The following is a 25,123-nucleotide window of genomic DNA, read 5'->3' on the forward strand; positions in this document are numbered from 1 at the left end:
AATCACTCAAATAAAGGAATGCGAGGATCTTTCATATGCTCGCATAATAAAATATGAATTTGTCCACGATGATGATAAAAGTGTGCAACGATTTCAAGTAACCATTCAAAGCGCGAATAAGAAATCCCCCAATAGGCAGTCATAACTTCTGCTAATTCTATTTGGGAGTAGGAAAGAAATGTTTTAGAGAGAAGGTTGTATCCTTCAATCATCGTTTGTTGCATGTGAGCAACTGTTACGGGCATATGTTCTATATAAAAGGTATGTAATTCTTTTTCTGAAATACCATTTAAAATGAGTAAATCAGCATGACAAATAAGAGAAAGATGTGCACATATTTCAAATAATGATCGTTTTGAGTGAATCGGTTGTATTTTTAAATCGTTTTCACTATATTGGTTAAGCATATAAATAGAAGTATCGATTGCAACTTTTAGTTGATGCAATGCAGATTGAACAAACATTGTAATTCTCCTCGTCTCCGTATATAATAGTTTCTTGAGGATATTATATCATACTAAAAATTCCGAAAATTCTAGTAGTTTGACTAGCATAATGAAAAGTATTATATTGTAAAAGGTCATATGAAACGTGAAATAGAATGGAATGCAATTATTGAGTTAGGAGTTAGACCAATGAGTTTGAAATATGGAAGAGATACAATTGTAGAAATTGACTTAAATGCTGTAAAACATAATGTAAAAGAATTTAAAAAACATGTAAATGATGAAGAAATTAAGATGATGGCTGCTGTAAAAGCGAATGGGTATGGCCATGGGGCAGTTGAAGTTGCCAAAGCTGCAATTGAAGCGGGAATACATCAACTTGCAGTTGCATTTGTAGATGAAGCAATAGAATTAAGAGAAGCAGGAATTACTGTACCAATTTTAATTTTAGGATACACACCAGTAGCGGCTGTAGAAGATGTAATTCAATATGACGTTATGATGACTGTTTATAGAGTAGAAGATTTACATGGTATAAATGAAATTGCAAACCGTCTTCAAAAGAAAGTACAAATTCAAGTGAAAATTGATACAGGAATGAGTCGTATCGGTTTACAAGAAGAAGAAGTTAAACCATTTTTAGAAGAATTAAACCGTATGGAGTATGTAGAGGTAGTAGGGATATTTACGCATTACTCTACGGCAGATGAAATCGATAAATCATATACGAATATGCAAACAAGTTTATTTGAAAAGGCTGTTAATACAGCGAAAGAATTAGGAATTCAAATACCATATATTCATAGTTCAAATAGTGCGGGATCAATGGAATTAAGTAACACATTTCAAAATATGGTACGCGTTGGAATAGGAGTGTACGGTATGTATCCATCAAAAGAAGTGGATCATTCAGTCGTTTCTTTACAGCCTGCGTTGTCGTTAAAATCAAAAGTAGCTCATATTAAACATGCGAAGAAGAATCGTGGTGTAAGTTATGGGAATACGTATGTAACAACTGGTGAAGAATGGATTGCGACTGTACCAATTGGTTATGCTGATGGTTATAATCGTCAATTATCTAATAAAGGCTATGCGTTAATTAACGGGGTTCGAGTACCTGTTATTGGCCGTGTTTGTATGGATCAGTTAATGTTGGATGTTTCAAAAGCGATGCCAGTACAAGTAGGAGACGAAGTAGTATTCTACGGTAAACAAGGTGAAGAAAATATCGCAGTAGAAGAAATAGCGGATATGTTAGGTACAATAAACTATGAAGTTACATGTATGCTAGATAGAAGAATTCCGCGTGTCTATAAAGAAAATGACGAAACAACTGCAATTGTAAATATATTAAGAAAAAACTGAATCATTTCGATTCAGTTTTTTTATTTTTTTATTCATATCAAATGCGAATATACCCTCGTTATGTAATACGGAGTAAACTTTGCGAAACACACTTTTTAGTTCAACTAAATTAAACTATCACCGGCAGAGATGACCAGTCCCGCAACAAAGATCTAATATACGAGAGTAGGGAAGAGCATCTTGTAAAACGAGGTTGGATAGGAGTATTCAACAAAATGTCCCCAATGTTTATTATAGATGTCTGCTAAAATATCATAATTAAAATAAATTGTTTTTTTAACATATGTATTCACCTAAAAATTAATTAAATTATAATAGTCATGCCTCGTGTTAATTTCAAAACCACATTGTGTATATAGTTTTAAAGCGTGGATATTTTTCGTTTCGACGTCTAACTCAATTGTTGAAACTCCTTCTGTAATAAGAGTATGTACTATATTACAAAGAATATCTTTTCCGTATCCTTTACCTTGATAAGAAGGGTGAACGGCGAATCCTGATAGTGTAGTAGATTGCTCTTGTTTAGAAACTGTAATTGTTCCTATCACTTTTCCAGCAATAAGGGCACTGTAAACTTGATGGGAAGATGAATTCATCATTTTTTGTAACCATGTAGCCGTATTTTCTACTGAATCACCAAAAGCTTTACTAGAAATTTTAATAAGATCAAGAAGTGATTCTGAAGGTGCAAGAGTAAGCTGTATATTATTATCTGTTGTTTTTTGAATTTCGTTTGTTTTGAACTCCATACTATATTCACTATATAAATATGGTAACTTCATATGTTTTACAAATTCATTCCCAGAAATAGAATCCCCATTAATAATAAGAAGAGCTTCATCTGTCTCTCTATTTTGTATTTCTTTCATTGCAGTTTGTAAAAGGATAGTTCCGAAACGTTGTTTTCTAAAATGAGGATGTACAAAGCCTATTAGTTCAAGCTTTGTTGGTCTTTCGAAATCATACATATTTAAAGCGCCAATTAATTGAGTACCGTTATAAAGAAGAAAATCGTTTATATAATCTTCATTTCGATTTTTTAAAAAGTTGATATGTAAATCTGAAGAGTAATCAAGATTGTCTTGTTGCCCACAAATATAAGCCAAATTCTTCATTTGCTGTATTTCACTTTCTGTTACATAACGCTTTTTCTGAATATCCATTGTATACTCCCTCTCATTTGTATTTAAAAATAGGATGGGTGACTTAACCATTTCTTTAATTCCACATTACCTTGCACAGATAACAGTCGGTATAAATAACGATAAGGCTGTCTATATTCTTCTAATTGAGGAATAGACATAATTGTTTCGTAACCACTTTTAAAGGCATGTGCTTCTTTTTCGGTAAGTGCATATTCTAGTCCGATAAAATCAAGCTCTCGCGGAGCAACAGCGTAAGCTTCAGTATCTATTAAACCTGTAATAGTTGTACCGTCAGATAAAAATTGAGTAGGATCCATATCAATTAAGACGAGTGTAGATTCCTTTGGTACGGACAGGGAAGAAAGTTGTGATTCAAAAGTAGGGAATGCATTTTGTATGCTTTCATCATCGGAATAAAACATATTCACAAGCTCTTTACTCACGTTTAAAATATGTGATTGGAATTCATCTAGTGGAACTTGGAACTTGCCTGACGGATTTCCTATGAAATCGGCTTTAAATTTATGTATTTCTGCAAGTCCTTTTCCTAGGCTGAATAAAATAGAATCTGGTTGCTCGATAAAAGATTGAACTGTGTTACCTACTAACTTTTCGACCACCACAAATTCACGGCCATTTAAAACATGTTTTTCTAATATTGTTGGGATAGGAAGATTCGTATGTTCTTGCAGCAATGTATGTACAGTTTCTAAATGATGGACGTTCCTTGGATCAATTCCAAATAGATTTTTACATCCCCACCAAAAATCATTATTTGGTTCTTCATTCATTTTAGAAGCACGAACGATAACTTCTGTATCTTCTGTTTGAACGAGAAAAACATCACTTGCATGATCTTCATAACCTGGGTGCAAGGCTTGAACGGATAGAATAGGTGAATTGAATAGTTGTTGTAACATGAAAAGACTCCTTTTTCTGTAAATTCCATAAATTCATTATATAACAGATGATGTGTTATGAGGATAAAGATAAAAAGATAGACAGCATACTTACATTTATAGTGAAAACTCATTAAAAATATTATATTTCTCTATTTTTGTATGAATTGTCTAAAAATAATGGTGGTAATACTTGAATGTAAGACTCGTATCTTTAAATCTATGAAGAGTAAAAGTAAAATTAAGCATTCATTTATAAGATTGTGAATCACAATAATGTAGACTATAGAAAATATTTCTCAATAATAAAATGAAGAGAAAAGCATGAAGAAGTAGAATGCATTCATTTATAATAGACTTAAATTAATTAATATAATTAATTGTTAATTTTATTATATTAATTGGATAGGAGAGAATGTTATGGCAAATGTACTCGTAATAAATTTTCCTGGGGAAGGTCATATTAATCCGACTTTAGCTGTTGTAAGTGAGTTAATTCAGCGAGGGGAAACAGTTGTTTCTTATTGTATTGAAGATTATAGAAAGAAGGTTGAAGCAACAGGTGCGGAATTCCGAGTGTTTGAGAATTTTCTCTCTCAAATTAATATTATGGAACGAGTAAATGAAGGTGGGAGCCCTTTGACGATGCTATCTCATATGATTGAAGCATCAGAGCGTATTGTTACTCAAATTGTAGAAGAAACAAAAGAGGAAAAATATGATTATTTAATATATGATAATCATTTTCCAGTAGGACGTATTATAGCGAATATTTTACAATTACCAAGCGTTTCATCCTGTACAACGTTTGCTGTTAATCAGTACATTAATTTTCATGATGAGCAAGAATCGAGACAAGTAGATGAAATGGATCCATTATATCAATCTTGTTTAGCGGGAATGGAAAGATGGAATAAGCAGTATGGAATGAAATGTAATAGTATGTATGATATTATGAACCATCCTGGTGATATTACGATTGTATATACTTCAAAAGAATATCAGCCACGTTCAGAGGTATTTGATGAATCGTATAAATTTGTAGGTCCATCAATTGCTACTCGAAAAGAAGTGGGGAGTTTTCCTACCGAAGATTTAAAAAATGAAAAAGTGATTTTCATTTCTATGGGAACAGTTTTTAATGAACAACCTGCTTTGTATGAAAAATGTTTTGAAGCGTTTAAAGATGTTGATGCGACAGTCGTATTAGTCGTTGGTAAGAAGATAAATATAAGTCAATTTGAAAATATCCCGAAAAACTTTAAGTTGTATAATTATGTCCCGCAATTAGAAGTTTTACAGCATGCTGATGTATTCGTGACACATGGTGGTATGAATAGTTCGAGTGAAGCGTTATATTACGGTGTTCCATTAGTTGTAATTCCGGTAACAGGAGATCAGCCATTCGTTGCAAAACGATTGACTGAAGTAGGGGCAGGAATAAGACTTAATCGCAACGAGTTAACTTCTGAATTGTTACGTGAGACTGTAAAGAAAGTAATGGATGATGTGACGTTTAAGGAGAATAGTCGTAAAGTGGGAGAGTCGCTTAGAAATGCCGGTGGATATCAAAGGGCAGTTGAGGAAATATTTGAATTAAAAATGAAGCCGTACGTAAAGATTAAATAGATGTTAAAAACACACTTACTTTTAATTTGTAAGTGTGTTTTTAGTATTACGCGTTACATGTGTTACATAAAAATAGCGATAAAGGAGAAACTTTTTGTATATAAATCGATACCTTTGAATTAGTAGTAAAATTACGTTAAAATAATACTAAGAAAATATATAAGTTTTGGGGGTAATGAATGAAGAAAGTATTTGAATACGTATTATTAACAATTGGCTCAATTATAGTAGCAGGTTCATTAGAGCTTATTTTAGCACCTAATGGATTAGTAGATGGCGGGGTAACGGCTATTGCTATTATGGCAAATAAAGTCGCAGGATTGCCGCTTTATGGTGTGTTCTTAGGAATTAATATCCCAATTTTATTATTTACTGCAAAAGTAATGGGAAAGAAATTTTTTATCCGTACATCTTATGCGAATGTAGTTACAACACTCGGATTAATTTATTTAAAACCATTTCCAGCAATTACGACTTCTGAGTTATTAATTGTACTTTATGGTGGAGTACTGTTTGGAATTGGTGTTGGGATTGTTGTTAAAATGGGTGGAGCAATTGACGGTTCGGAAATGTTAGCAGTTTGGATGAATAAACACTTTAATGTACCGATTAGTACATTTTTACTTGCAGTAAATGCAGTTATTTTCATCTTTGTTGCCATTTTATTTTCAATCGAACAAGCGATGTTCTCATTAGCAATTTTCTATATTGTTACGAAGATGATTGATTTTATATTAGATGGTATTAATCAAGGTAAGAGCGTTATGATTATTTCTGGTAAGAATAAAGAAATAGGCGATTTACTTATGAAAGAATTGCAACTATCTGTTACGTATCTACATGGAGAAGGTGGTTTTTTAGGGGAGCATAAGAGAATCATTTATTGCATTACAAACCGATTCATTTATCCGAAAATGAAAGATCTCGTTCTCTCTGTAGATCCAGCCGCTATAATCGAAGCTTCCTATTCAACAGAAACGACTGGTGTGAAACGTCCGGGAAGGAAAGCTAGGTCAGGTGAATAACTAGAAGAAGGCTGTCCAAAAAGTTATTTTGGAACAGCCTTCTTTTTTATTTTGTTGAATTGTTAACATGTTACAAGTTAAACCCACTGTTAACAAGTTTCCTTGCAACTAGGGAACCAAGCGTTTTTCAATAATATAGCCAACGTTTCAATTTTATTTTCTGGAATGCTACCAAAACCGAGTAATACGTATGATTCCTTACGTAAATCATTCACGAAATCATATGGAGAAAGCGGGTATAATTTAACGCTTTGTTTTTTAGCGGATTCAATCAGTTCGTTTTCATTCATACTGTTATGGACACATAAAACAATATGAAGTCCGGACTGTTCGCCAAGAATTTGAACATTAGCCCCCATTTCTTTCATAATGGATTTTACTAACGCATGATGTTTTCTTTTATATAGTGTACGACTCCGGTTAAGATGACGTTCCCAATTCCCGCTTTGTATAAAGTTAGCAAAAGCAAGTTGTTGTATTGTAGCGACTGTTTGTTTAAAAATTCCATGCAGTTCTTGATATGTTTTTAAAAGATGTGGTGGTAAAACAACATATCCCATTCGTAAAGAAGGTAAAAAAGATTTTGAGAAAGTCCCCATATAAATAACGCGTTCATTTGAATCAAGACTTTGCAAAGAAGGAATCGGCTTACCAGCGTAGCGAAACTCACCGTCATAGTCATCTTCAATAATGTATCCGCTGCAATCAGTAGCCCACTTTAACAATTCTAATCTTCTAGATAAAGGCATAATAATCCCGAGTGGAAATTGATGTGATGGTGTAACGTATGCGACATTGGCATTTGTATTATATAAGCTAGAAATATCAATACCTTTTTCATCCAATGGTATGGGATGAATTTGTCTATCACAGCTTTTAATGATTGCGTGTATACGGTGAAATCCAGGGTTTTCAATGCCGTATTCTTTTGTAGGGCCAAGCAGTTGAAGTAGTAGCCAGAGAAGTGGCTGCGTTCCGGCACCGATCACAATTTGATCAGGTGAAGAATGTACACCGCGAGAATGATATAAATATGTTGATATATGCTCTCGAAGAGCGAATTCACCTTGAGGGTCTTCTTTGGCAAATAGTGCATTTTCGTATTTAAGAATGGATTCTTGTAATGCTCGTTTCCAATTTGTAATCGGAAATGTATTTTGATCAATAAGCCCTTGGCTACAATCATATTCGAATTTTTCGTCTATTAAATTGCTCGTCTTCATTGCTGCATTTCGTTTTTTATTTGGGATAACGTCAATATCTAAATTTGCTACAAAAATACCCCGTTTCGGTTTACTTTCTACATAACCTTCAGCTAATAATTGTTGATAAGCTGATTCAACAGTAATGCGGCTAATATTAAGTTGTGATGCTAAATTTCTGTGTGAGGGTAGACGTGTGCCGACAGAAATAGTCCCTTGTATAATTTCAGCTTTAATATATTCGTAAATTTGCAAGTAAATAGGTGTGTTACTTTGTAATTGCAATGGGATAGTAAAATCCATATAAAACTCTCCTTTAAAACTGTCCTTATAAAAAATACTTAAACTGTCACTTAAGTAAAGGGCAGTTACTTTCTATAATAATGATATAACATTTAGAAAATTAAATAAATAGTTGGGGAGAGTTAAAAATGAATGTTAAAGAAGTAGTAACGGAAGAGCAATTACATGAAGTATTACCTGTTTTACAGCAATTAAGAACGAAACTTTCAAAAGAGGAAACAAGCTCTTTATTTCGAAATATGAAAGAAGAAAATTATAAATTATTTTCGCTGCGTAATGAGGAGGATGAAGTTGTTAGCCTTGCAGGTGTAGCGATTTGTACGAACTTTTATAATAAGAAGCACGTTTTCGTATATGACCTTGTAACAGCAGACACACATCGTTCAAAAGGACATGGAAATGTATTACTTTCGTATATAGAGAACTGGGGAAAGGAAAACGGATGTGAATCTATCGTCCTCACATCAGCATTTGCAAGAATTGATGCGCATCGTTTTTATGAAAGAGAAGGGTATGATAAGGTGAGTTATTCTTTTCATAAAGAATTATAAATAATAAGAAGAAGCTGTCCCGCAAAAGTTGGGAACAGCCTCTTCTTATTTATTAAGTTATTATTGAACGGTAAATAGGTTGTAAGTTATGGTATATGTATTTGAAAAGGTTATATAGTGTATTTTGTCGAATTGTTTTAATTTAATAAAGAGAATGATTGGAGCGCTTATACTTGAAGAAAATAAAGAAACTATCAATCCCTAATGATGCTAGAGTTATCGTCATATCTGATATTCATGGAGAATTAAATCTTTTAAAAGAAGCACTACATAAAGTTAACTTTAAAGATGAAGATTATTTAATTATTAATGGAGATCTTTGCGAGAAAGGACGAGATAGCGTAGGTGTAGTAAACTACGTTATGAATCTTGTAAAGAACAATTCAAAGGTTCACGTTGTTGAAGGAAATTGTGAAGTTTTAGTTGATGCTCTTCTAAATGCAAATCCTCGTCTTATTAATTATTTATGTACGAAAAAGCATTCGATTTTTAATGAATGGCTAGAGCAATTGGATTTTTCAGTTCATGAAGGCACTTCAATTCGTGAAGTGAGAGAAGCATTGCTAAGTGAATTTTCACAAGAACTATATTGGCTAACGGAGTTGCCAACAGCGATTGAAACAGAAGATTATATTTTTGTGCATGCCGGGCTAGAAGATAGAGTAGATTGGAAAGAAACAGAGCGCAAAAATGCGATAGCAATGCCAGAGTTTTTTAATAAATCACATAAAGCAAATAAGTATGTAATAGTTGGTCATTGGCCTGTCGTAAACTATTCTGAAGAAGCACCGTCTAACAATCCAGTTATTGATAAGGAGAAAAAAATTATTGCAATTGATGGAGGAAATGCAATTAAAGAAGCAGGACAATTAAATGCATTTATCATTCAGAGGAAACAAACGGGCGATACGTTTTCTTATACATATGTAGACTATTTTCCAGGGTACGAAGTAATAGCGGATTTTAATGCGAATTCAGAAATGCAGGGCGGAGTGACATATCCGTATTATTACATAGAGCCTATCGAGAAGATGCAAGATTACACAATATGTAAGCAAAAGGAAACAAATAAATTACTCACTGTAAAAAATGAATACATAAAACAACTTGAGTCAGGTGAATATACAGTGAAAACTGATATTTCTTGTGCGCAAATAAGCGTTAGAAAAGGAGATATCGTTTCTCTCATTGATGGTAGTTGTTCAGGATATGATTTAATTAAAAAAGATGGTGTAGAGGGGTGGATAGAGAAAGGCATTTTGCTTGAGCTGAAATAGGAGGGATGTAACCTCCTATTTTTTATTGCCTATTTTGCGCCTTCGTACTTCAATTAACCTTTTAAATTAGTGGACTGCCTGCTGTCTTTAATAAGTAAATAAATCGTACTCGGTAGAATGATAAGCGTCATTCCTAAAAGAATTGCTAGTATGCCATAACCTCTATAGGGAGCAGAAACGCTAAAAGGAAGTATCGCTAAAAAAATCCCTGCTATCATCATTGAAATACTACTAATATTTGAAGCTCTTTTTTCGAGGTGCTTATCATTCCATTCTAATGAAACGGTTGATTTAGTCGTATCAATTTTGGAACTGAAATAACCTATTAATATAAATAAAAGCCCTAATGCTAAAAATATGAAATGATCAAGAGGAAGTGAAAAGCCAAGAGCGATGAGGGCAATGACAATATCGACAAAAAATAAGAATAGTAACATTGTGTTGCCGATCCAATGGAGAAATTTCTGGTTACTCGCTGCTTTAGATAAAGCTAAAAATACAAAGAATAAGAAGGAACATATAATTATATTTACGATTACAAAAGTGCTTTTATCCATTGTTGATGTAGGCGTTCCATTGAAGTCCCATTTCGTAACAATATTTGATGGTAAGAAGAAATATAGAATAATATTTGTCGTAATAATAGTGAGAAATAAAGCAATACTAAATTGATTATTCATTGAATCACCAGCTTTCTAAATCAATAATTGGTATCTTATAACAAAATTATACAATATAATATATGATATTAGTTTTGATTTTTCTGAAAAAATATTATAATTATATATGAAATAAAGGTGAATGCAGGAGGGAATTATGCAAAACGTTGTATTAAAGGGGAAGAAAGTTACAATTCGTACAATAGAAGAATCGGATATAGAAACATTATGGAATATCATATTTAAAGAAGAAAGCCCAGAATGGAAGAAATGGGATGCGCCATATTTCCCGTTCTCAATGCAAGAATACTCTTCCTATAAAGAGAAGATGCAAACTCGTTTGAAAGAAGAACCACTGTCAAATTTAATTATAGAAAATAACGGTCAAATCATTGGGACAGTCGGGTTTTATTGGGAATATAAACCGACGCGTTGGTTAGAGATGGGGCTTGTGATTTATGACCCAACATACTGGAATGGTGGATACGGTACAGAAACATTGACATTATATAGAGATTTGCTATTTGAAAAAATGGAGATTGGTAGAGTAGGAATCACGACTTGGTCTGGCAATGAACGAATGATGAAAGTAGCAGAGAAAATAGGAATGAGCTTAGAAGGTAGAATGCGAAAGTGTCGTTATTATAACGGAACATACTATGATTCTATTCGAATGGGAATGATTCGTGAAGAATGGGAAGCACTATGTGTAACGAAGGGGTGAGAAAGATTGTACGCTATTATTGCTACATTTGATCGTGTGTTTACTAATAAAATTACAGAATTGCAAAATGAATTAACGAATGTAATTGGAACAAATCAATTAGCTGGAGTAGAACCTCATATAACGATTGCGGATTATAATGAGTTAGATGTTAATTTGTATATTGAAAAATTAAAGGAATTTGTAGCTATTCAAGAAAGTATGTCTGCAGTCACTTTTCCTTCTGTTGGAACTTTTCCTACTAACGGTACGATTTTTCTAGCTCCGACTGTTACCGATGAATTGTTAAAACTTCATCATTCTTATCATGATTATTTTAAAAATTTTCATGACAATCCAAATCCATATTACGTACCGGGAAAATGGGTTCCGCATTGTACGATTGCGAATCATTTGAATTCAACTCAGTTTTTAAGTGCGATGGAGTATATATATGAGAATTTTGATGTTACAACAGCCTCGATTGAAAAGTTAAAATTAATTAAGGTGAATTATGAAAATGGTTCTGCCGTTTTTTCTAGTATATTAGCAGAATGTAATTTAAAGAGAATGGAGACATCGAGATGACATATATAATTAGAGAAATGAAGCAAGAAGACATTCACGCTGTACAATCAGTAGCAAAAATAGCTTGGCATGATACATATGAAGGCATTATTCCGAGAGAAATTCAAGACAGTTTTTTAGACGAGGCATATTCTGATGAAAAAATGAAATACCGCCTTAAAAATACACATTTATTCGTTGCGGAAGAAGAGGGTGAAGTAATAGGATTTGCGAACTTTTCACCTGTTAGACTACAAAATGAAGCAGAATTAGGTGCGATTTATTTGTTACCAGGTCAGCAAGGGAAAGGGATAGGAAGTGCTTTATTACAAAGAGGGATTAAGGCATTAAATGGGATACGGAAATTGTACATACATGTAGAAGCAGCAAATGAAAAAGGAAAACGCTTTTATGAAGCGAAAGGTTTTGCTGAATTAGAGCAATTTGAAGAAGACTTTGAAGGACATTTGATGCAGACAGTAAGGATGGTTTTATACATATAAGGAGGACTAGAAGTGAAGATTTTTGATTTTAGTGAAAAAGCGGGAAAGCGTATATCAGTATTTCAATCTAATTTCATAATGTCAAAAATAGTAAACCACCAAGGGAATGTACATATCTGTGCTATGCATTTACACGAGAATGGAATCATCGGTAATCATGAAGCAGTTGTATCACAGCTGCTTCTTATTGTTAATGGAGAAGGGTATGTATGTGGGGTAAATAAAGAAAAGATAAAGATAGAGGCGGGACAAGCTGTGTTTTGGGAGAAGGGAGAGCTCCATGAAACAAGTACAGAACACGGATTAACAGCAATTGTTATGGAAGCAGAGAATCTTGAACAAGCGATAGTAATGCCTATTATTCAAGGGGAGTTGTGAAAAATGATAATTAAGGCGAATCAAGAAGATACCAATGAAATATTAAAATATGCGGCTCAATCGCTTTTTGAAGGGACGAGAGGGGATTGTCAATTAAGTACCGAGAAAGCGATTGAAATTACAAAGCCGATTGTAGAAAAAGGAGCATATTATTTAATCATTAAAGAAGCAAATAAAGTAATGGGATGGATATTAATAGGGGAAAATACAGACTATTTTTCTCGTGAAAAACTTGGATTTATATATGAATTGTACGTTTTCCCAGAATATCGCGGGAGAGGATTATCGCGAGAACTGATGGAAGCTGGTATTAAGGAATTAAAGGAGAAATATTCAGAAATTAGGTTGAATGTATTTGCTGGGAATTTTGCAAAAGAGATGTACGAAGAGTTTGGGTTTGTTGAAAGGCAGTTAATTATGACTTTGAAGTGAGTATAATAGTCTGAATGAGGGAAGCGCGAAAGCATGAGAAAAGAAAATGAGTATGTAGCGTATTTACAAAGTGTGTATCCTGAACTACAAATAAAATCGGCACATGTAAATGAAATTGGCCAAAATAATGATGTTTTAATTATAAATGATAATATAGTATTTCGTTTTCCGAAATATGAAAAAGGTATTCAAAAACTTCGAGTAGAAACAAAGTTACTGGAGAAAATACGACCATTTATTACGATCCAAATTCCTGATCCAAGTTATCAAAGATTGCAAGATGAAGTGCTAGGAAAAGTATTTGCAGGATATGAAATGATTGAAGGGGAACCGTTTTGGAAAAATACTTTTACGGGAATAAATGATGAAAAGCAATTACAGAAACTTGCGTGCACATTGGCGGGATTTTTAAAGAATTGCATGAAATTCCGTTATCCACATTTGAAGGTATTATGCAAAATGATAGTGCTGATATATATGCAGAAACAAATAGTTTATATAGTCAATTAAAAGATTATGTTTATCCATACATGAGAGAAGAGGCAAAAAGAGAAGTTTCATTATCTTTTGAAACGTATTTAAATGAAGAGAGCCATTTTAATTTTACATCGAGTCTTGTTCATGGGGATTTTGGCATGACAAACATCTTATATAGTGCAACAAAAAAGGATATTTCAGGGGTCATAGATTTTGGTGGTGCGAGCATTGGAGATCCTGCTTATGATTTTGCAGGTATATTAGCTAGTTATGGAGGAGAGTTTTTACAACTATTTGCAGCACATTATCCTAATTTAGAAGCAGTAAGGGAACGAATGTATTTTTACAAAAGTACATTTGCTCTTCAAGAAGCATTATTTGGTGTACTAAATAATGATAAGAAAGCCTTTGAAGCTGGAATAGCACAGTATGTATAAAAGCCGATTTTAAATCGGCTTTTAATTATCGATACATCGTCCACATCCCAATATCTTTAAACCCTAATCGTTTGTAAATACGTCCAGCAGCTGGATTGTTATAAAACAAACAAAGCGTTCGGCCTTCATTCGTAAAGTCTTGAATCATTTTTTGTAATATGAGCGAAGCGTATCCGCTTCCGCGATAATTCGGATGTGTACATACGCCAACTACCATAGCGGATAATGAATTTTCAGCGGAAGTAGAGGCGGATGCAATAATAGCACCGTCTTTTTCAATATAATATGTGCGTCCTGTATTCGTTTCGATAGCCTGCCTTAATATTTTCTCTGATTCATTAGTAGTCGGAAATTCAGCAATGTCACTTCGTAATTTCATAATTCGTCCTATATCATCGAGTGAGGCAAGTTTAATTGTTTCATGAATTGGTGTGCTAGGTAAGTTGTTGTCATTTAGACATTCACAAAAATACATTTCATTTTTGACGCCTAATTGTAGACTTGGAGCAGTTTCAAACTTTTCTACAATAGTTGACTTACCAGAGAGTTTAAGCGGCTTATATCTGGAAAGAAGTGCCTCATAATCAGTGGTAACAAATTCTTCTTTACTATAGGGTATAAATGCCTCATGAAAGCGGAGCAAAATTGATTTTAATGTTCCATTCTCTTTAAATACTCCCCATAATTCTTGAAAATCTGTGTCATAACCGAAAGCTTCAATGTCTCCAATAATAAACAAGTTAAGGGCTGCTTCTTCTTTTAGGTAAGCGAATACTTGTTCATGTTCTTTCTTTGTTAATTTTCGCATCATAACGAATCGACCTCTTTTTTTATTTTTCTAAATATTACAACTTGAATTTTTTGAAATCAATATAAAATTTTATGTTTAGTTCACAAACTTTCGGAAAAACTAGGAAAGATATGACAAAGGAGGTTATGAACGGTGGATCATCCAATTCAAGGGTTAATGAAAGCGGCAATGGAAAATTTAAAAGAAATGGTTGATGTAAATACGATTGTTGGAGAGCCTGTTCAAACGGCTGACGGTGGTGTGGTGTTAACGGTTTCTAAAGTGGCGTTCGGTTTTGGAGCAGGAGGTTCTGATTTCCAAACGAATGATGGACAAAGAGCGAACGGTAACCCTGCATTTGGTGGCGGTAGCGCGGGTGGTGTTTCGATTACACCAGTAGCATTTCTTGTGGTGAATAAAGATGGAGTAAATATTCTTCATTTACAAAATGCGACACATTTAGCAGAAAAAATGATTGAATTAGCTCCACAAACAATTGATAAAATTCAATCGATGTTCCAAAAAGAAGAAAAGAAAGAGGGAAATCATCATCCTCAAAACCCTGATGAAATCCTTTAAAAACGCCTGCTTATGAGCAGGCGTTTTTTCTTGTAATCACTATGTAATAAAACACATGAAATTGTAAATAGTTTTTGAAGTTTTTTCTATGTTTCTAAAATTTTTCATGTTAAAATATGCTATAGAATTGAAACATATAAAACGAAGGTGGCTAGGTGCTTTGTCTGGAGGATCTGACCAAGTAAAGAATATGATATATATTAATGGTAATCGTCGAGGTCATTGTTTTATTACATCAGGAATTACGTTTAAAGAGTTTGCGAGTAACATCCCTTCACCGCTTCATCAAGTGTTGCTTTTGAAGCACAACTTTGAATGGACGGATTTTCATTATCATACTTTATTTGAATATGTTGAGGAAGAAAATATACATAAGTTAATTCAAGCAGAGATTGATGAATTTGATGAATTTTGTTGGGTAGATTTTGATGATGCAAGCGATTTAGATGAATTAGAGCCGAAAGAAATTGCAGAATTATTATATTTGGCTCACAAAAAAGAACCACTTGCAAGAACATTCTTTCCGTTACTGAAAAATAGATTTGTTTATTTTTCACATGATGACGGATGGTACAACAAAGTGTATTATCGTAGAATTGCCGATTTTGTAGGAATGTTAAGTAAAGTCATTCCGTATAAACTCGGTGCTTTCGGTAAGAAACGTTTTTCTTTCTTTCAAAAATCAAAAATTTTCCCAGCAATTTCAAAAGAATTGATTATGGGACTTATTCCACTAATGGAAGATGGTCTTTACATAGATCTAGCAGGGAAGATTGAGTCAAGAAGAGGTCTTGAAATTCCGGTATATGTAGTTGGTTCGTATGAAAGTACGGATGAGGTGCTAGATAATATCGATGAATTGAAAGAGGAAGCAACAGAAACAGGTTGGCTCATTTTTGATAAGAAAGAACAAGAGTGGCAATGGGTTGTTGACTAAGAAAACTTGGCGCATGAAGTCAAGTTTTCTTGTCATTTGAAAGGAGTACAAATGAAGAAATATTATACAATTGTGGGTATTGTAAGTATTATTCTCGTGGCAATATTACTTATAACTTGTCCGAAAGAATCAGATTTTAAAGTGTATGTAGAGGATAAGTATGCGTTGAATTGTAATGAGAGTAGTTTTGAATGCACGCAAAATGTAGATGGTAAAAAAGAAAAACTACAATTTGAAAGTACAGATGCACGAAATGGTGTATTCTTTATGACTGTAAAGCAAACATTTAAAACAGAAGCTGGTGTTTCAAAAGAATATAGCGGAGTAGGAATGTTTGGTACATTTCTTTTTGTTTCAGAGAAGACTTTCTAGTAATAGAAGGTCTTTTTTTTATGCTTATGTTCATATAGATGAAGTAAGACAAGCATAGGAGGGATAGCGATGAAGAACACATGTATCGTTTGCGGTGGTGAGGAGTTTTTTTCCTCAACATTATATGCACGTACGAAACAAGATTGGGCATATGCACCAAACATGTATCGGTTTGAAAAAGTATTTATTGAGCATAGGGATGAAGAAAATTATCCAGTGTTTCAAGAAATTACAGCGAAACATTGTTGTGGATGCGGTCATATTATGTTGTATCATGAATGAACACACCAAGTATAACTTGGTGTGTTTTTTTAAAACGCTGACAAAGCAAGCGGATAAAGTAAAGTAAATAAAACAGAAAAACTACCAAAACCAATTGCTGTATATCCAAGTGTTCTTGCTCCGAAATTGACAGCTAATAGGCCAACTAAAATTGCTAGGGAGCCGAGCGTAACTGGATAAAAAGCAATGGAGAATAACGAAAGAAATAAAGCGACATAGCCTACCATTGCGCCGGTATTTGTACCTTCTATCTCATTTGCAATTTCTTTACGCTTATGTCTAATTGGAATGCCAGCTGGTGATATTTCAGCAGCATACTCTTCGTTTTTTTCACCACTTTTAAAATGATGATTTCTCTTTCTTCGCATGTACATCCCTCTCTTTCAATTGGGTGTATCTATAGTATCTTTCAAAATGAGAAGAGCATGAGTATGAGTTAAACCCAAGTAAAGCAAAAAATGGAGAATACGTATTCCATCGTTAACATATCCATTTCCTATTGAAGATAAAGTGCGGGATTTTTTCCATCACGACTGATTATCAGCTAGCAACAATTGGATTTTTATGAGCAGTTCTCTCCCATTAACTGGTCCGCATCCATTGAATTTTGAGGTAGGTGTCTTACTGCAAGCGGGATAAAACAGGAATTTTGGAAAATGATGTAGAATGAAATGAATGATAATACGTGAAGGTAGGGGAATGTATGACAACATTTAATTGGCATGAATCAGCAGAGAAGAAATGGGATAGTAGTGCGGAGTTTTGGAATAAAAATAGTCAGGAAATGTGGGATAGCGGGAGTAGGAGCACAATTATTCCGTTTTTTGAACAATACGTAAAGAAAGAAGCACAAGTGCTCGATGTTGGTTGTGGTGATGGGTACGGTACATATAAATTAAGTAGCGCAGGCTATAAAGCAGTGGGAGTAGATTTATCGGAAGTGATGATTCAAAAAGGTAAGGAGCGCGGAGAAGGACCAAATTTATCTTTTATAAAAGGAGATCTTTCTGCATTACCATTTGAAAATGAGCAATTTGAATCAATTATGGCAATTAATTCTTTAGAATGGACGGAAGAGCCATTACGAGCATTAAATGAAATAAAGCGTGTGTTAAAGAAAGATGGATATGCATGTATTGCAATTTTAGGACCGACAGCAAAGCCACGAGAGAACAGTTATCCTCGCTTGTATGGAAAAGACGTTGTTTGTAATACGATGATGCCTTGGGAATTTGAACAGTTAGCGAAAGAACAAGGTTTTAAAGTTATAGATGGCATCGGCGTATATAAGCGCGGAGTAAATGAGAAGATGTTAGGTCAACTACCTACAGAGTTACAACAATCGTTAACATTCTTATGGGTATTTATGTTAAAAAACGTATAAAGAAATGAAAGAATTTTTAGGAGGTAAATAAGTGCAGAAAATACAAAAAACTGATACAATATCATCAGAACCAATTAAAGGGGGACTAGGGTATATGACAACTACTACAACAGTGAAATCCGATATTGAAATCGCACAAGAAGCGAGTATGAAGAAGATTCAAGAAATTGCAGCTGATTTAAATATTTTAGAAGATGAATTAGAGCCATACGGGCATTATAAAGGTAAGTTATCTCTTGATATTTTTAAGCGCTTACAAGATGAGAAAGACGGTAAAGTTGTTTTAGTAACAGCAATTAACCCAACTCCAGCTGGAGAAGGTAAATCAACAGTAACAGTTGGTTTAGGTCAAGCTTTTAACAAAATTGGTAAGAAAACAGTAATTGCACTTCGTGAACCATCTCTTGGACCGACGATGGGATTAAAAGGTGGAGCAGCAGGTGGCGGTTTTTCACAAGTCGTACCAATGGAAGACATTAACCTTCACTTTACTGGAGATATCCATGCGATCACAACTGCTAATAACGCATTAGCAGCGTTTATTGATAATCATATCCAACAAGGGAACACACTTGGAATTGATACGCGTAAAATTGTTTGGAAACGCTGTGTTGACTTAAATGATCGTGCCCTTCGTAACGTAGTAATTGGTCTTGGTGGACCTGTACAAGGTGTACCACGTGAAGACGGTTTTGACATTACAGTAGCATCTGAAATTATGGCTGTATTCTGCCTTGCAACAGATATTCAAGACTTAAAAGCGCGTCTATCTCGCATCGTAGTTGCTTATAACTTTGCAAATCAACCTGTAACGGTTAAAGATTTAGGTGTAGAAGGTGCGTTAACGCTATTATTAAAAGACGCATTAAAACCAAACTTAGTACAAACATTAGAAAATACACCAGCTATTATTCATGGCGGACCATTTGCGAATATTGCTCACGGTTGTAACAGTGTTATCGCTACGACAATGGCAGCAAAATTAGGTGATTATGTTATTACAGAAGCTGGATTTGGTGCTGATTTAGGCGCTGAGAAGTTTTTAGATATTAAAGCTCGTGCAGCTGGCATTAAACCAGAAGCAGTTGTTATTGTTGCGACGATTCGTGCGCTTAAAATGCATGGTGGCGTAGCAAAAGATCAATTAAAAGAAGAAAATGTAGATGCATTAGCAAAAGGTATGGAAAACTTACAGAAGCATGTTGAAACAATTCAAAGCTTTGGTGTGCCTTTCGTAATTGCAATTAATAAATTCATTACAGATACAGATGCAGAAGTTACATACTTACAAGAGTGGTGTAATGAGCGTGGCTATGCAGTATCCTTAACAGAAGTTTGGGAGAAGGGTGGCCAAGGCGGAGTTGACCTTGCTGAAAAAGTACTAAAAGAAATCGAAAAAGGTGAAAACAACTACGCACCACTTTATGAATTAGAATTACCATTAGAAGAAAAAATTCGTACAATTGCTCAAAAAGTGTATGGCGCAAAAGATATTGAATTTGCTCCGAAAGCACGTAAGCAATTAGCTCAATATGAAGGAGAAGGTTGGAGTAACCTACCAGTTTGTATGGCGAAAACACAATACTCTCTTTCTGACGATGCAACAAAATTAGGTCGTCCATCTGACTTTATCGTTACAATTCGTGAGTTAAAACCATCTATCGGTGCAGGCTTTATCGTTGCGTTAACAGGTACAATGTTAACAATGCCAGGTCTTCCAAAACAACCAGCAGCACTTCAAATGGATGTAAATGAACATGGAAAAGCAGTAGGTTTATTCTAAAAGGTTGTAATTCATCTCGTTTATCTGTAAACTATATATACATCAAGTGGCGCCTTTCCATCGAAAGGCGCCTGTTTTTTGGAGGAAATTATGTTTGATCCAACTGCTTTTGACAATTTAAAAGTAATCGTAGAAGGTGCTGTGTATGATTTTGATCTACATGGAGATATTCTTGTAATAGATCGAAAAGATATGATGGACCTTGCCTCATTAAGTCGTATATATCATATCTCATTTCAATTAACAGAACCGTTCGAACCATTAGTAGAAGCAACATTTTCATTATCTGTGGATGCAAAGAACTTGTCTGGTGAAATACTAGAAGTGCCTCAGTTTACACCAGGTTGTGAAATGAAGCTAGCATTTTCATTCCCGTTAGAACAACCAGAAGTAGGATGCGAAGAAATTGAAACTTTAATGCGTTCTATATGGGGAAAAGAAAGAATGATTATGCAGAAAGTTTCATACGAATATAATAAGCAAGCGATTTCATATCATAATAAGGTAGAGGTTCTATTTCAAAAAGCGATTACAGAAGACCATGTTGATGATTTAATAGCTGTTATTTCACACATGATAGAAACGGTGCGAACAATACAGCATTTTCTTCAAAAATAGAGATAAAGGAGAAAAACAAATGATAAAAGATATGCAACCATTTTTACAAGAAGCTTGGGAGAAGGCTGGTTTTAAAGAATTAACTGAAATTCAAAAACAAGCGATTCCAACTATTTTAGAAGGACAAGACGTTATAGCTGAATCTCCAACTGGAACAGGAAAAACATTAGCGTACTTATTACCCCTTTTACATAAAATTAGTCCTGAAGTAAAACAGCCACAAGTTGTTATTTTAGCTCCAACGCGTGAACTTGTAATGCAAATTCATGAAGAGGTTCAAAAATTTACAGCAGGAACTGAAATTTCAGGTGCATCTTTAATTGGTGGTGCAGATATTAAGCGCCAAGTTGAAAAATTAAAGAAACACCCAAGAGTAATTGTCGGTTCACCAGGCCGTATTTTAGAATTAATTCGTATGAAAAAGCTAAAAATGCATGAAGTAAAAACAATTGTATTTGATGAGTTTGATCAAATTGTAAAGCAAAAAATGATGGGCGCAGTGCAAGATGTAATTAAATCAACGATGCGCGATCGTCAATTAGTATTCTTCTCGGCGACAATGACAAAAGCGGCAGAAGATGCGGCACGTGATTTAGCAGTTGAACCACAATTAGTACGTGTAACACGTGCAGAATCAAAAAGCTTAGTTGAGCATACGTATATCATTTGTGAGCGACGCGAAAAAAATGATTACGTAAGAAGAATTATGCATATGGGCGATGTAAAAGCAGTTGCTTTCTTAAACGATCCATTCCGTTTAGATGAAATTACTCAGAAATTGAAATTCCGTAAAATGAAAGCAGCGGCTCTTCATGCAGAAGCAAGTAAACAAGAGCGTGAAGCAACGATGCGTGCTTTCCGCGGTGGAAAATTAGAAATCCTACTTGCTACTGATATTGCAGCACGTGGAATCGATATTGACGATTTAACACATGTAATTCACTTAGAATTACCAGACACAGTAGACCAATACATTCACCGCTCAGGACGTACTGGACGTATGGGTAAAGAAGGAACTGTCGTATCTCTTGTAACTCCACAAGAAGAGCGCAAATTACTACAATTTGCGAAAAAACTAGGCATCGTATTTACGAAGCAAGAAATGTTCAAAGGAACATTTGTAGAATCGAAGCCACCAGCACCTAAGAAAAAGAAACCAGCATTTACTGGGAAGAAAAAGCCTAGATAAATAATGGGGAAGGCGTAACTATTTGTAGTTACGTCTTTTTGTTTGTAATTGAATAACAAAGGGAATTTAAATGTATCTATCTTATAAGAAATATCGATAAGGGTGAATCATTTCTCATTTAGTTTGTACAAGGAAGTAATATAAGAAAAGTCGAATATTAAACTGATGCGAAATGATAAAAAGAAGGTTCATATATGGATAGGAAATTAGGAATGTTTTTGAATACGAAACATATTGAAGTAAACGAAGGAATACAAAAAGCAAGGGAATGGGATTTAGAATATATTCAATTATATGCTATGAATAAAAACTTCAACTTAGCTAATATTCCAGTGGTAGAATGGACTGCTTTAAAGAAAAGCTTATCTTTTAATGGAATAAAGATTCCATCATTAGCAATTAGTTTTGGAGAAAATGGAATTACAGGAACAGAAGTTGACAGTGCAATAAATCAGATTAAATATATTACTGACAGAGGTTTGGAGCTGGGAGCAAAGATCATAACAGCTCATATTGGGAAAGTTCCAGATGATGAAAAAAGTGAGTGCTATGATAAAATGATACGGGTTTGTTATGAGATAGGGGAATTAGCATTCAAATTTGGGGGAGTCTTTGCTATTGAGACAGGATCTGAAAAAGCAATAGTATTAAAACGATTTTTAGAAAATGCAAACTCGAAAGGACTAGCTGTTAACTTTGACCCAGCAAATTTAATAAGTGATGTAAATGAAAATCCGTTAGAAGGTTTATTACTATTAAAAGATTATATAGTACAAACTCATATTAAAGATTGTAAAGAAGTGAAAAGTAATAGTTCAAGTAAGTATATAGAAGTAGCAGTAGGAAATGGTGAAGTGGATTTCGATATATTCTTCAAAGTATTAGATGAAATTGGATTCGACGGATATAACATGATTGAAAGAAACAATTATTTTGACGAACTGGATGGGATGAGTCAGTCGATAAATTTTGCAAAGAAGTACATACCAACTCAAAAGGAATAACGATACCAGCTGTAGAAAGCTACATAGAATGTAAAAAAACAATAGGAGGAATACAAATGATTCATAAAGTAGGACAAATTATGTTATATGTAAATAATCAAGATGAGGCAGTAAATTTTTGGACGGAAAAGGTAGGGTTTCATGTAGTTGCAGAGGAAGATAACAAGCAAGGAATGAGATGGATTGAAATTGCTCCAACTAACGGTGCTGAAACGAGCATTATATTACATAATAAAGAAGTTATTTCGAAAATGAGCCCAGAATTAAATCTTGGTACACCGTCCTTAATGTTCTTCTCAGAAAATCTGGATCAATTATATGCAGGTTTAAAAAATAAAAATGTTACTGTTGGAGAAATGGTAACTATGCCTTCTGGTAAAGTGTTTAACTTTGCTGATAGTGAAGGGAATTATTTTGCGGTTATGGAGAAGAACCAATAATAATATTGCTATGTGAAAATCCCCCTCAAATATATTGAGGGGGATTAAATCTTTGAAGTGGATTTTTCATGAGAGAGTTGTTTAATAAAAAATGCACCTTTTTCAATAGCGGTTTCAATGTAACCGACAATTTGATTAAACGTAAACACCTGTAAGACTTCATGCAAATGTTGCTCAGGATACAACATATCTTCAAAAAGATACTTTCGAAAAGCTAAAACGTTTTCTTTAGAAACCTCTTCAATATCCACAATGTGAGCCTCTTGATTGAGAAGAGAGAAGAGCTGTTGTTCTTGATCGTAATGATGAAGCAACTTTGCATTTAACAGTTTAAAATCGTTATAGTACAGGGGTGCGATAGTTTCGTCATTCTCTATTCTATTTTTTAGCCATGGTAGAAAAAAGCCACTTAGCCAATTATCATCGGCAATGAGGTGGGTATAATAGCCTAAAATAAAGGGGGAATCTATATGTGCTTCGTATTTATGAAAGAATGAATCATAATCTATTCTTCTCGTATAGTTCTTCGTTGTACCAGCGTAAAAGTGTGAAGTTCCTTTTTCTTCTGCTGAATGAACCGCATCAGGGGCTACCCCTCCAAGTAAGAAAGAAGTTTTATCTTGAATACATAGTTTCTCAGCAATACCGTTAGCGATAATAACATGCATAATTCGTGATCCCATGAATGCCACCTCTGTTTCAAGTATTCATTTCAGGAAGAAGACTGAACAGTTAGTATTACTTTCCCTATACTTTTTCTACTTTCGACCCATTCATGTGCTTTCCCTGCATCTTGAAGGGGAAAAGATTTTGTAGCTTTAATTTGCAAACTTCCGTCACGCAAATAACGGAAAACTTCATTTGCCGTTTCTTGGAGTAGTTCAGGGCGTTTTTTCCGTGTAGTGCCAAAGCTAAAGCCTAGTATAGAGCGGCAACTTGCGTGTAAATCTTTCGTTTTGAAATTGCCAATTTTACCGCTTGCATTACCGAAATGAACGAGGCGACCGTAATAAGCTAGGCAGTTTAAACTTCTTTCAGAGACAGTTCCAGAAATAGAGTCCAAAATTATATTCACTCCTTCTCCGTTTGTCAGCTCATTGACTTTCTCTACAAAATCTTCATCTTGATGACAAATAACATAATCAGCTCCAGCATCTAAAGCGATTTCTTTTTTCGTTTCACTTCCGACAGTACCGATAACTGTTCCAGCCCCTAATCGTTTTGCAAGTTGAATCGCGGTAGTACCAATCCCGCCAGCAGCCGCATGAATGAGTACAGATTCACCTTGTTGAAGCCTTGCAACATTTGCGAGTAAATTATAGCTTGTGAAAGATACGATCGGACAAGCAGCTGCAGTTTGAAAGTCGACTTCATGGGGTAAAATGAAAGTGAGATTTTCATTTGAAACAACGTACTCTGCGTAAGATCCATTTTGAGGAAAAGCAATGACACGCTGTCCAGGTTGAATATTTTTCACATGAGAACCGACGCGTTCTACAATACCAGTTGCATCTATTCCTGGAATAAAAGGTAGTGCTTTATTTCCTTTTTTGCCATAACGTGATTTAATATCAGCGAAATTTACACTAGTAGCAACTACGCGAATTAAAACTTGATCTTCTGAAATAGCCGGTATATCAAAATCTGTATATTTCATCACTTCAGGACCACCGAACGACGTTACAACGATAGCTTTCATTATATGTCCTCCTAAATTTGACTATATAAATTATTTTAAATCTTTATC

The 25,123-nt window shown here is 34.3% G+C and carries 29 protein-coding genes and 2 pseudogenes; 21 read left to right on the forward strand and 10 right to left on the reverse strand.

Going from position 1 to position 25,123, the window contains the following annotated elements; translation table 11 throughout:
• Window positions 1–2: 2 nt before the first annotated feature.
• A complete protein-coding gene (locus tag ACTJJY_RS20960; RefSeq protein ID WP_440606436.1) occupies window positions 3–464 on the reverse strand; it encodes a DinB family protein in 462 nt (153 codons plus the stop codon).
• A gap of 171 nt (window positions 465–635) precedes the next feature.
• Here ACTJJY_RS20960 and alr point away from each other — a divergent pair, with 171 nt between their 5' ends.
• Window positions 636–1,811 carry an alanine racemase gene (alr, locus tag ACTJJY_RS20965; protein WP_001987589.1) on the forward strand — a complete coding sequence of 392 codons (1,176 nt, stop codon included), beginning with the start codon at window positions 636–638 and terminating at the stop codon, window positions 1,809–1,811.
• Window positions 1,812–1,841: 30 nt separating this feature from the next.
• Here alr and ACTJJY_RS20970 read toward each other — a convergent pair.
• From ACTJJY_RS20970 to ACTJJY_RS20980, 3 genes and pseudogenes are all read right to left on the reverse strand, one after another.
• Window positions 1,842–2,104 (reverse strand): annotated as a pseudogene (locus ACTJJY_RS20970) (class I SAM-dependent methyltransferase); the annotation flags it as partial.
• A complete protein-coding gene (locus ACTJJY_RS20975; RefSeq protein WP_440606437.1) occupies window positions 2,105–2,974 on the reverse strand; it encodes a GNAT family N-acetyltransferase in 870 nt (289 codons plus the stop codon).
• A gap of 23 nt (window positions 2,975–2,997) precedes the next feature.
• On the reverse strand, window positions 2,998–3,876 hold the full coding sequence (locus tag ACTJJY_RS20980; RefSeq protein ID WP_440606438.1) for a nitrate reductase: 879 nt from the start codon (window positions 3,874–3,876) through the stop codon (window positions 2,998–3,000).
• A gap of 399 nt (window positions 3,877–4,275) precedes the next feature.
• Here ACTJJY_RS20980 and ACTJJY_RS20985 point away from each other — a divergent pair, with 399 nt between their 5' ends.
• The gene (locus ACTJJY_RS20985; protein WP_440606439.1) at window positions 4,276–5,484 is read left to right on the forward strand and encodes a macrolide family glycosyltransferase; all 1,209 of its coding nucleotides are present in this window, start codon (window positions 4,276–4,278) and stop codon (window positions 5,482–5,484) included.
• A gap of 179 nt (window positions 5,485–5,663) precedes the next feature.
• On the forward strand, window positions 5,664–6,509 hold the full coding sequence (locus ACTJJY_RS20990) for a YitT family protein (protein WP_000755125.1): 846 nt from the start codon (window positions 5,664–5,666) through the stop codon (window positions 6,507–6,509).
• An 89-nt stretch (window positions 6,510–6,598) separates the two neighbouring features.
• Here the strand turns inward: ACTJJY_RS20990 and pdxR are convergent, their stop codons facing one another.
• Window positions 6,599–8,014, reverse strand: a complete 1,416-nt coding sequence (pdxR, locus tag ACTJJY_RS20995; protein WP_440606440.1) for a MocR-like pyridoxine biosynthesis transcription factor PdxR — start codon at window positions 8,012–8,014, stop codon at window positions 6,599–6,601.
• A 128-nt stretch (window positions 8,015–8,142) separates the two neighbouring features.
• Between pdxR and ACTJJY_RS21000 the strand changes: the two genes are divergently transcribed.
• Together ACTJJY_RS21000 and ACTJJY_RS21005 are read left to right on the forward strand one after the other, a co-directional pair.
• Entirely contained in the window at window positions 8,143–8,565 is a 423-nt protein-coding gene (locus ACTJJY_RS21000) for a GNAT family N-acetyltransferase (protein WP_001101121.1), read from the forward strand.
• Between the two features lie 173 nt (window positions 8,566–8,738).
• Window positions 8,739–9,842: a metallophosphoesterase gene (locus tag ACTJJY_RS21005; RefSeq protein ID WP_327947442.1), complete on the forward strand. Its 1,104-nt coding sequence runs from the start codon at window positions 8,739–8,741 to the stop codon at window positions 9,840–9,842.
• 53 nt (window positions 9,843–9,895) lie between these two features.
• Here the strand turns inward: ACTJJY_RS21005 and ACTJJY_RS21010 are convergent, their stop codons facing one another.
• Window positions 9,896–10,522 (reverse strand): DUF1648 domain-containing protein, encoded by a 627-nt coding sequence (locus ACTJJY_RS21010; protein ID WP_053564673.1) that lies wholly within the window; start codon window positions 10,520–10,522, stop codon window positions 9,896–9,898.
• Between the two features lie 136 nt (window positions 10,523–10,658).
• On the opposite strand from ACTJJY_RS21010, the gene ACTJJY_RS21015 reads away from it, so the two are divergent.
• The 6 genes and pseudogenes from ACTJJY_RS21015 (at window position 10,659) to ACTJJY_RS21040 (ending at window position 13,998) form a co-directional block, all read left to right on the forward strand.
• Window positions 10,659–11,225 carry a GNAT family N-acetyltransferase gene (locus tag ACTJJY_RS21015; protein WP_098355777.1) on the forward strand — a complete coding sequence of 189 codons (567 nt, stop codon included), beginning with the start codon at window positions 10,659–10,661 and terminating at the stop codon, window positions 11,223–11,225.
• 6 nt (window positions 11,226–11,231) lie between these two features.
• Window positions 11,232–11,792 carry a 2'-5' RNA ligase family protein gene (locus tag ACTJJY_RS21020; RefSeq protein ID WP_440606441.1) on the forward strand — a complete coding sequence of 187 codons (561 nt, stop codon included), beginning with the start codon at window positions 11,232–11,234 and terminating at the stop codon, window positions 11,790–11,792.
• Window positions 11,789–12,274 carry an N-acetyltransferase family protein gene (locus tag ACTJJY_RS21025; RefSeq protein WP_440606442.1) on the forward strand — a complete coding sequence of 162 codons (486 nt, stop codon included), beginning with the start codon at window positions 11,789–11,791 and terminating at the stop codon, window positions 12,272–12,274. The genes ACTJJY_RS21020 and ACTJJY_RS21025 overlap by 4 nt, the downstream gene beginning before the upstream one ends.
• A 12-nt stretch (window positions 12,275–12,286) precedes the next feature.
• Window positions 12,287–12,652 (forward strand): cupin, encoded by a 366-nt coding sequence (locus tag ACTJJY_RS21030; RefSeq protein WP_440606443.1) that lies wholly within the window; start codon window positions 12,287–12,289, stop codon window positions 12,650–12,652.
• A 3-nt stretch (window positions 12,653–12,655) separates the two neighbouring features.
• Window positions 12,656–13,084: a GNAT family N-acetyltransferase gene (locus ACTJJY_RS21035; RefSeq protein WP_440606444.1), complete on the forward strand. Its 429-nt coding sequence runs from the start codon at window positions 12,656–12,658 to the stop codon at window positions 13,082–13,084.
• 33 nt (window positions 13,085–13,117) lie between these two features.
• Window positions 13,118–13,998 (forward strand): annotated as a pseudogene (locus ACTJJY_RS21040) (phosphotransferase family protein).
• A 25-nt stretch (window positions 13,999–14,023) separates the two neighbouring features.
• Here ACTJJY_RS21040 and ACTJJY_RS21045 read toward each other — a convergent pair.
• The gene (locus ACTJJY_RS21045) at window positions 14,024–14,809 is read right to left on the reverse strand and encodes a GNAT family N-acetyltransferase (protein WP_440606445.1); all 786 of its coding nucleotides are present in this window, start codon (window positions 14,807–14,809) and stop codon (window positions 14,024–14,026) included.
• Between the two features lie 132 nt (window positions 14,810–14,941).
• On the opposite strand from ACTJJY_RS21045, the gene ytfJ reads away from it, so the two are divergent.
• From ytfJ to ACTJJY_RS21065, 4 genes are all read left to right on the forward strand, one after another.
• Window positions 14,942–15,367 (forward strand): GerW family sporulation protein, encoded by a 426-nt coding sequence (gene ytfJ, locus ACTJJY_RS21050; RefSeq protein ID WP_000349991.1) that lies wholly within the window; start codon window positions 14,942–14,944, stop codon window positions 15,365–15,367.
• Window positions 15,368–15,527: 160 nt separating this feature from the next.
• Window positions 15,528–16,304, forward strand: a complete 777-nt coding sequence (locus ACTJJY_RS21055) for an oxalate:formate antiporter (RefSeq protein WP_000014087.1) — start codon at window positions 15,528–15,530, stop codon at window positions 16,302–16,304.
• Between the two features lie 51 nt (window positions 16,305–16,355).
• Window positions 16,356–16,676, forward strand: coding sequence for a hypothetical protein (locus ACTJJY_RS21060; protein WP_000761184.1), 321 nt, complete (start codon window positions 16,356–16,358; stop codon window positions 16,674–16,676).
• 69 nt (window positions 16,677–16,745) lie between these two features.
• Entirely contained in the window at window positions 16,746–16,958 is a 213-nt protein-coding gene (locus tag ACTJJY_RS21065) for a hypothetical protein (protein ID WP_000798747.1), read from the forward strand.
• 29 nt (window positions 16,959–16,987) lie between these two features.
• Here ACTJJY_RS21065 and ACTJJY_RS21070 read toward each other — a convergent pair whose 3' ends face one another.
• Window positions 16,988–17,326 carry a hypothetical protein gene (locus ACTJJY_RS21070; protein ID WP_001253201.1) on the reverse strand — a complete coding sequence of 113 codons (339 nt, stop codon included), beginning with the start codon at window positions 17,324–17,326 and terminating at the stop codon, window positions 16,988–16,990.
• 335 nt (window positions 17,327–17,661) lie between these two features.
• Here ACTJJY_RS21070 and ACTJJY_RS21075 point away from each other — a divergent pair, with 335 nt between their 5' ends.
• The 6 genes from ACTJJY_RS21075 to ACTJJY_RS21100 all read left to right on the forward strand — a co-directional run bounded on the left by ACTJJY_RS21075 (window position 17,662) and on the right by ACTJJY_RS21100 (window position 23,376).
• Window positions 17,662–18,342: a class I SAM-dependent methyltransferase gene (locus ACTJJY_RS21075; RefSeq protein WP_000206577.1), complete on the forward strand. Its 681-nt coding sequence runs from the start codon at window positions 17,662–17,664 to the stop codon at window positions 18,340–18,342.
• A gap of 94 nt (window positions 18,343–18,436) precedes the next feature.
• A complete protein-coding gene (locus ACTJJY_RS21080) occupies window positions 18,437–20,125 on the forward strand; it encodes a formate--tetrahydrofolate ligase (RefSeq protein WP_440606488.1) in 1,689 nt (562 codons plus the stop codon).
• 90 nt (window positions 20,126–20,215) lie between these two features.
• A complete protein-coding gene (locus ACTJJY_RS21085; RefSeq protein WP_440606446.1) occupies window positions 20,216–20,743 on the forward strand; it encodes a hypothetical protein in 528 nt (175 codons plus the stop codon).
• Window positions 20,744–20,762: 19 nt separating this feature from the next.
• Complete coding sequence (locus tag ACTJJY_RS21090) at window positions 20,763–21,932, forward strand: DEAD/DEAH box helicase (RefSeq protein WP_088020749.1); 1,170 nt, start codon at window positions 20,763–20,765, stop codon at window positions 21,930–21,932.
• Window positions 21,933–22,126: 194 nt separating this feature from the next.
• Window positions 22,127–22,936, forward strand: a complete 810-nt coding sequence (locus ACTJJY_RS21095; protein ID WP_141493315.1) for a sugar phosphate isomerase/epimerase family protein — start codon at window positions 22,127–22,129, stop codon at window positions 22,934–22,936.
• A 56-nt stretch (window positions 22,937–22,992) separates the two neighbouring features.
• Window positions 22,993–23,376: a VOC family protein gene (locus ACTJJY_RS21100; protein WP_000581475.1), complete on the forward strand. Its 384-nt coding sequence runs from the start codon at window positions 22,993–22,995 to the stop codon at window positions 23,374–23,376.
• A gap of 44 nt (window positions 23,377–23,420) precedes the next feature.
• Here the strand turns inward: ACTJJY_RS21100 and ACTJJY_RS21105 are convergent, their stop codons facing one another.
• A complete protein-coding gene (locus tag ACTJJY_RS21105; protein ID WP_440606447.1) occupies window positions 23,421–24,059 on the reverse strand; it encodes a hydrolase in 639 nt (212 codons plus the stop codon).
• A gap of 29 nt (window positions 24,060–24,088) precedes the next feature.
• The gene (locus tag ACTJJY_RS21110; RefSeq protein WP_440606448.1) at window positions 24,089–25,075 is read right to left on the reverse strand and encodes a quinone oxidoreductase family protein; all 987 of its coding nucleotides are present in this window, start codon (window positions 25,073–25,075) and stop codon (window positions 24,089–24,091) included.
• Window positions 25,076–25,123 lie beyond the last annotated feature (48 nt).

Source organism: Bacillus sp. 22475 (assembly GCF_052044835.1).
GTDB lineage: Bacteria > Bacillota > Bacilli > Bacillales > Bacillaceae_G > Bacillus_A > Bacillus_A cereus.

Coding starts and splice junctions, on each gene's coding strand:
- ACTJJY_RS20960 (WP_440606436.1), bottom strand. CDS start 464: ATGTTTGTTCAATCTGCATTGCATCAACTAAAAGTTGCAATCGATACT.
- alr (WP_001987589.1), top strand. CDS start 636: ATGAGTTTGAAATATGGAAGAGATACAATTGTAGAAATTGACTTAAAT.
- ACTJJY_RS20975 (WP_440606437.1), bottom strand. CDS start 2,974: ATGGATATTCAGAAAAAGCGTTATGTAACAGAAAGTGAAATACAGCAA.
- ACTJJY_RS20980 (WP_440606438.1), bottom strand. CDS start 3,876: ATGTTACAACAACTATTCAATTCACCTATTCTATCCGTTCAAGCCTTG.
- ACTJJY_RS20985 (WP_440606439.1), top strand. CDS start 4,276: ATGGCAAATGTACTCGTAATAAATTTTCCTGGGGAAGGTCATATTAAT.
- ACTJJY_RS20990 (WP_000755125.1), top strand. CDS start 5,664: ATGAAGAAAGTATTTGAATACGTATTATTAACAATTGGCTCAATTATA.
- pdxR (WP_440606440.1), bottom strand. CDS start 8,014: ATGGATTTTACTATCCCATTGCAATTACAAAGTAACACACCTATTTAC.
- ACTJJY_RS21000 (WP_001101121.1), top strand. CDS start 8,143: ATGAATGTTAAAGAAGTAGTAACGGAAGAGCAATTACATGAAGTATTA.
- ACTJJY_RS21010 (WP_053564673.1), bottom strand. CDS start 10,522: ATGAATAATCAATTTAGTATTGCTTTATTTCTCACTATTATTACGACA.
- ACTJJY_RS21015 (WP_098355777.1), top strand. CDS start 10,659: ATGCAAAACGTTGTATTAAAGGGGAAGAAAGTTACAATTCGTACAATA.
- ACTJJY_RS21025 (WP_440606442.1), top strand. CDS start 11,789: ATGACATATATAATTAGAGAAATGAAGCAAGAAGACATTCACGCTGTA.
- ACTJJY_RS21035 (WP_440606444.1), top strand. CDS start 12,656: ATGATAATTAAGGCGAATCAAGAAGATACCAATGAAATATTAAAATAT.
- ACTJJY_RS21045 (WP_440606445.1), bottom strand. CDS start 14,809: ATGATGCGAAAATTAACAAAGAAAGAACATGAACAAGTATTCGCTTAC.
- ACTJJY_RS21060 (WP_000761184.1), top strand. CDS start 16,356: ATGAAGAAATATTATACAATTGTGGGTATTGTAAGTATTATTCTCGTG.
- ACTJJY_RS21065 (WP_000798747.1), top strand. CDS start 16,746: ATGAAGAACACATGTATCGTTTGCGGTGGTGAGGAGTTTTTTTCCTCA.
- ACTJJY_RS21070 (WP_001253201.1), bottom strand. CDS start 17,326: ATGCGAAGAAAGAGAAATCATCATTTTAAAAGTGGTGAAAAAAACGAA.
- ACTJJY_RS21075 (WP_000206577.1), top strand. CDS start 17,662: ATGACAACATTTAATTGGCATGAATCAGCAGAGAAGAAATGGGATAGT.
- ACTJJY_RS21080 (WP_440606488.1), top strand. CDS start 18,437: ATGACAACTACTACAACAGTGAAATCCGATATTGAAATCGCACAAGAA.
- ACTJJY_RS21085 (WP_440606446.1), top strand. CDS start 20,216: ATGTTTGATCCAACTGCTTTTGACAATTTAAAAGTAATCGTAGAAGGT.
- ACTJJY_RS21090 (WP_088020749.1), top strand. CDS start 20,763: ATGATAAAAGATATGCAACCATTTTTACAAGAAGCTTGGGAGAAGGCT.
- ACTJJY_RS21095 (WP_141493315.1), top strand. CDS start 22,127: ATGGATAGGAAATTAGGAATGTTTTTGAATACGAAACATATTGAAGTA.
- ACTJJY_RS21100 (WP_000581475.1), top strand. CDS start 22,993: ATGATTCATAAAGTAGGACAAATTATGTTATATGTAAATAATCAAGAT.
- ACTJJY_RS21105 (WP_440606447.1), bottom strand. CDS start 24,059: ATGGGATCACGAATTATGCATGTTATTATCGCTAACGGTATTGCTGAG.
- ACTJJY_RS21110 (WP_440606448.1), bottom strand. CDS start 25,075: ATGAAAGCTATCGTTGTAACGTCGTTCGGTGGTCCTGAAGTGATGAAA.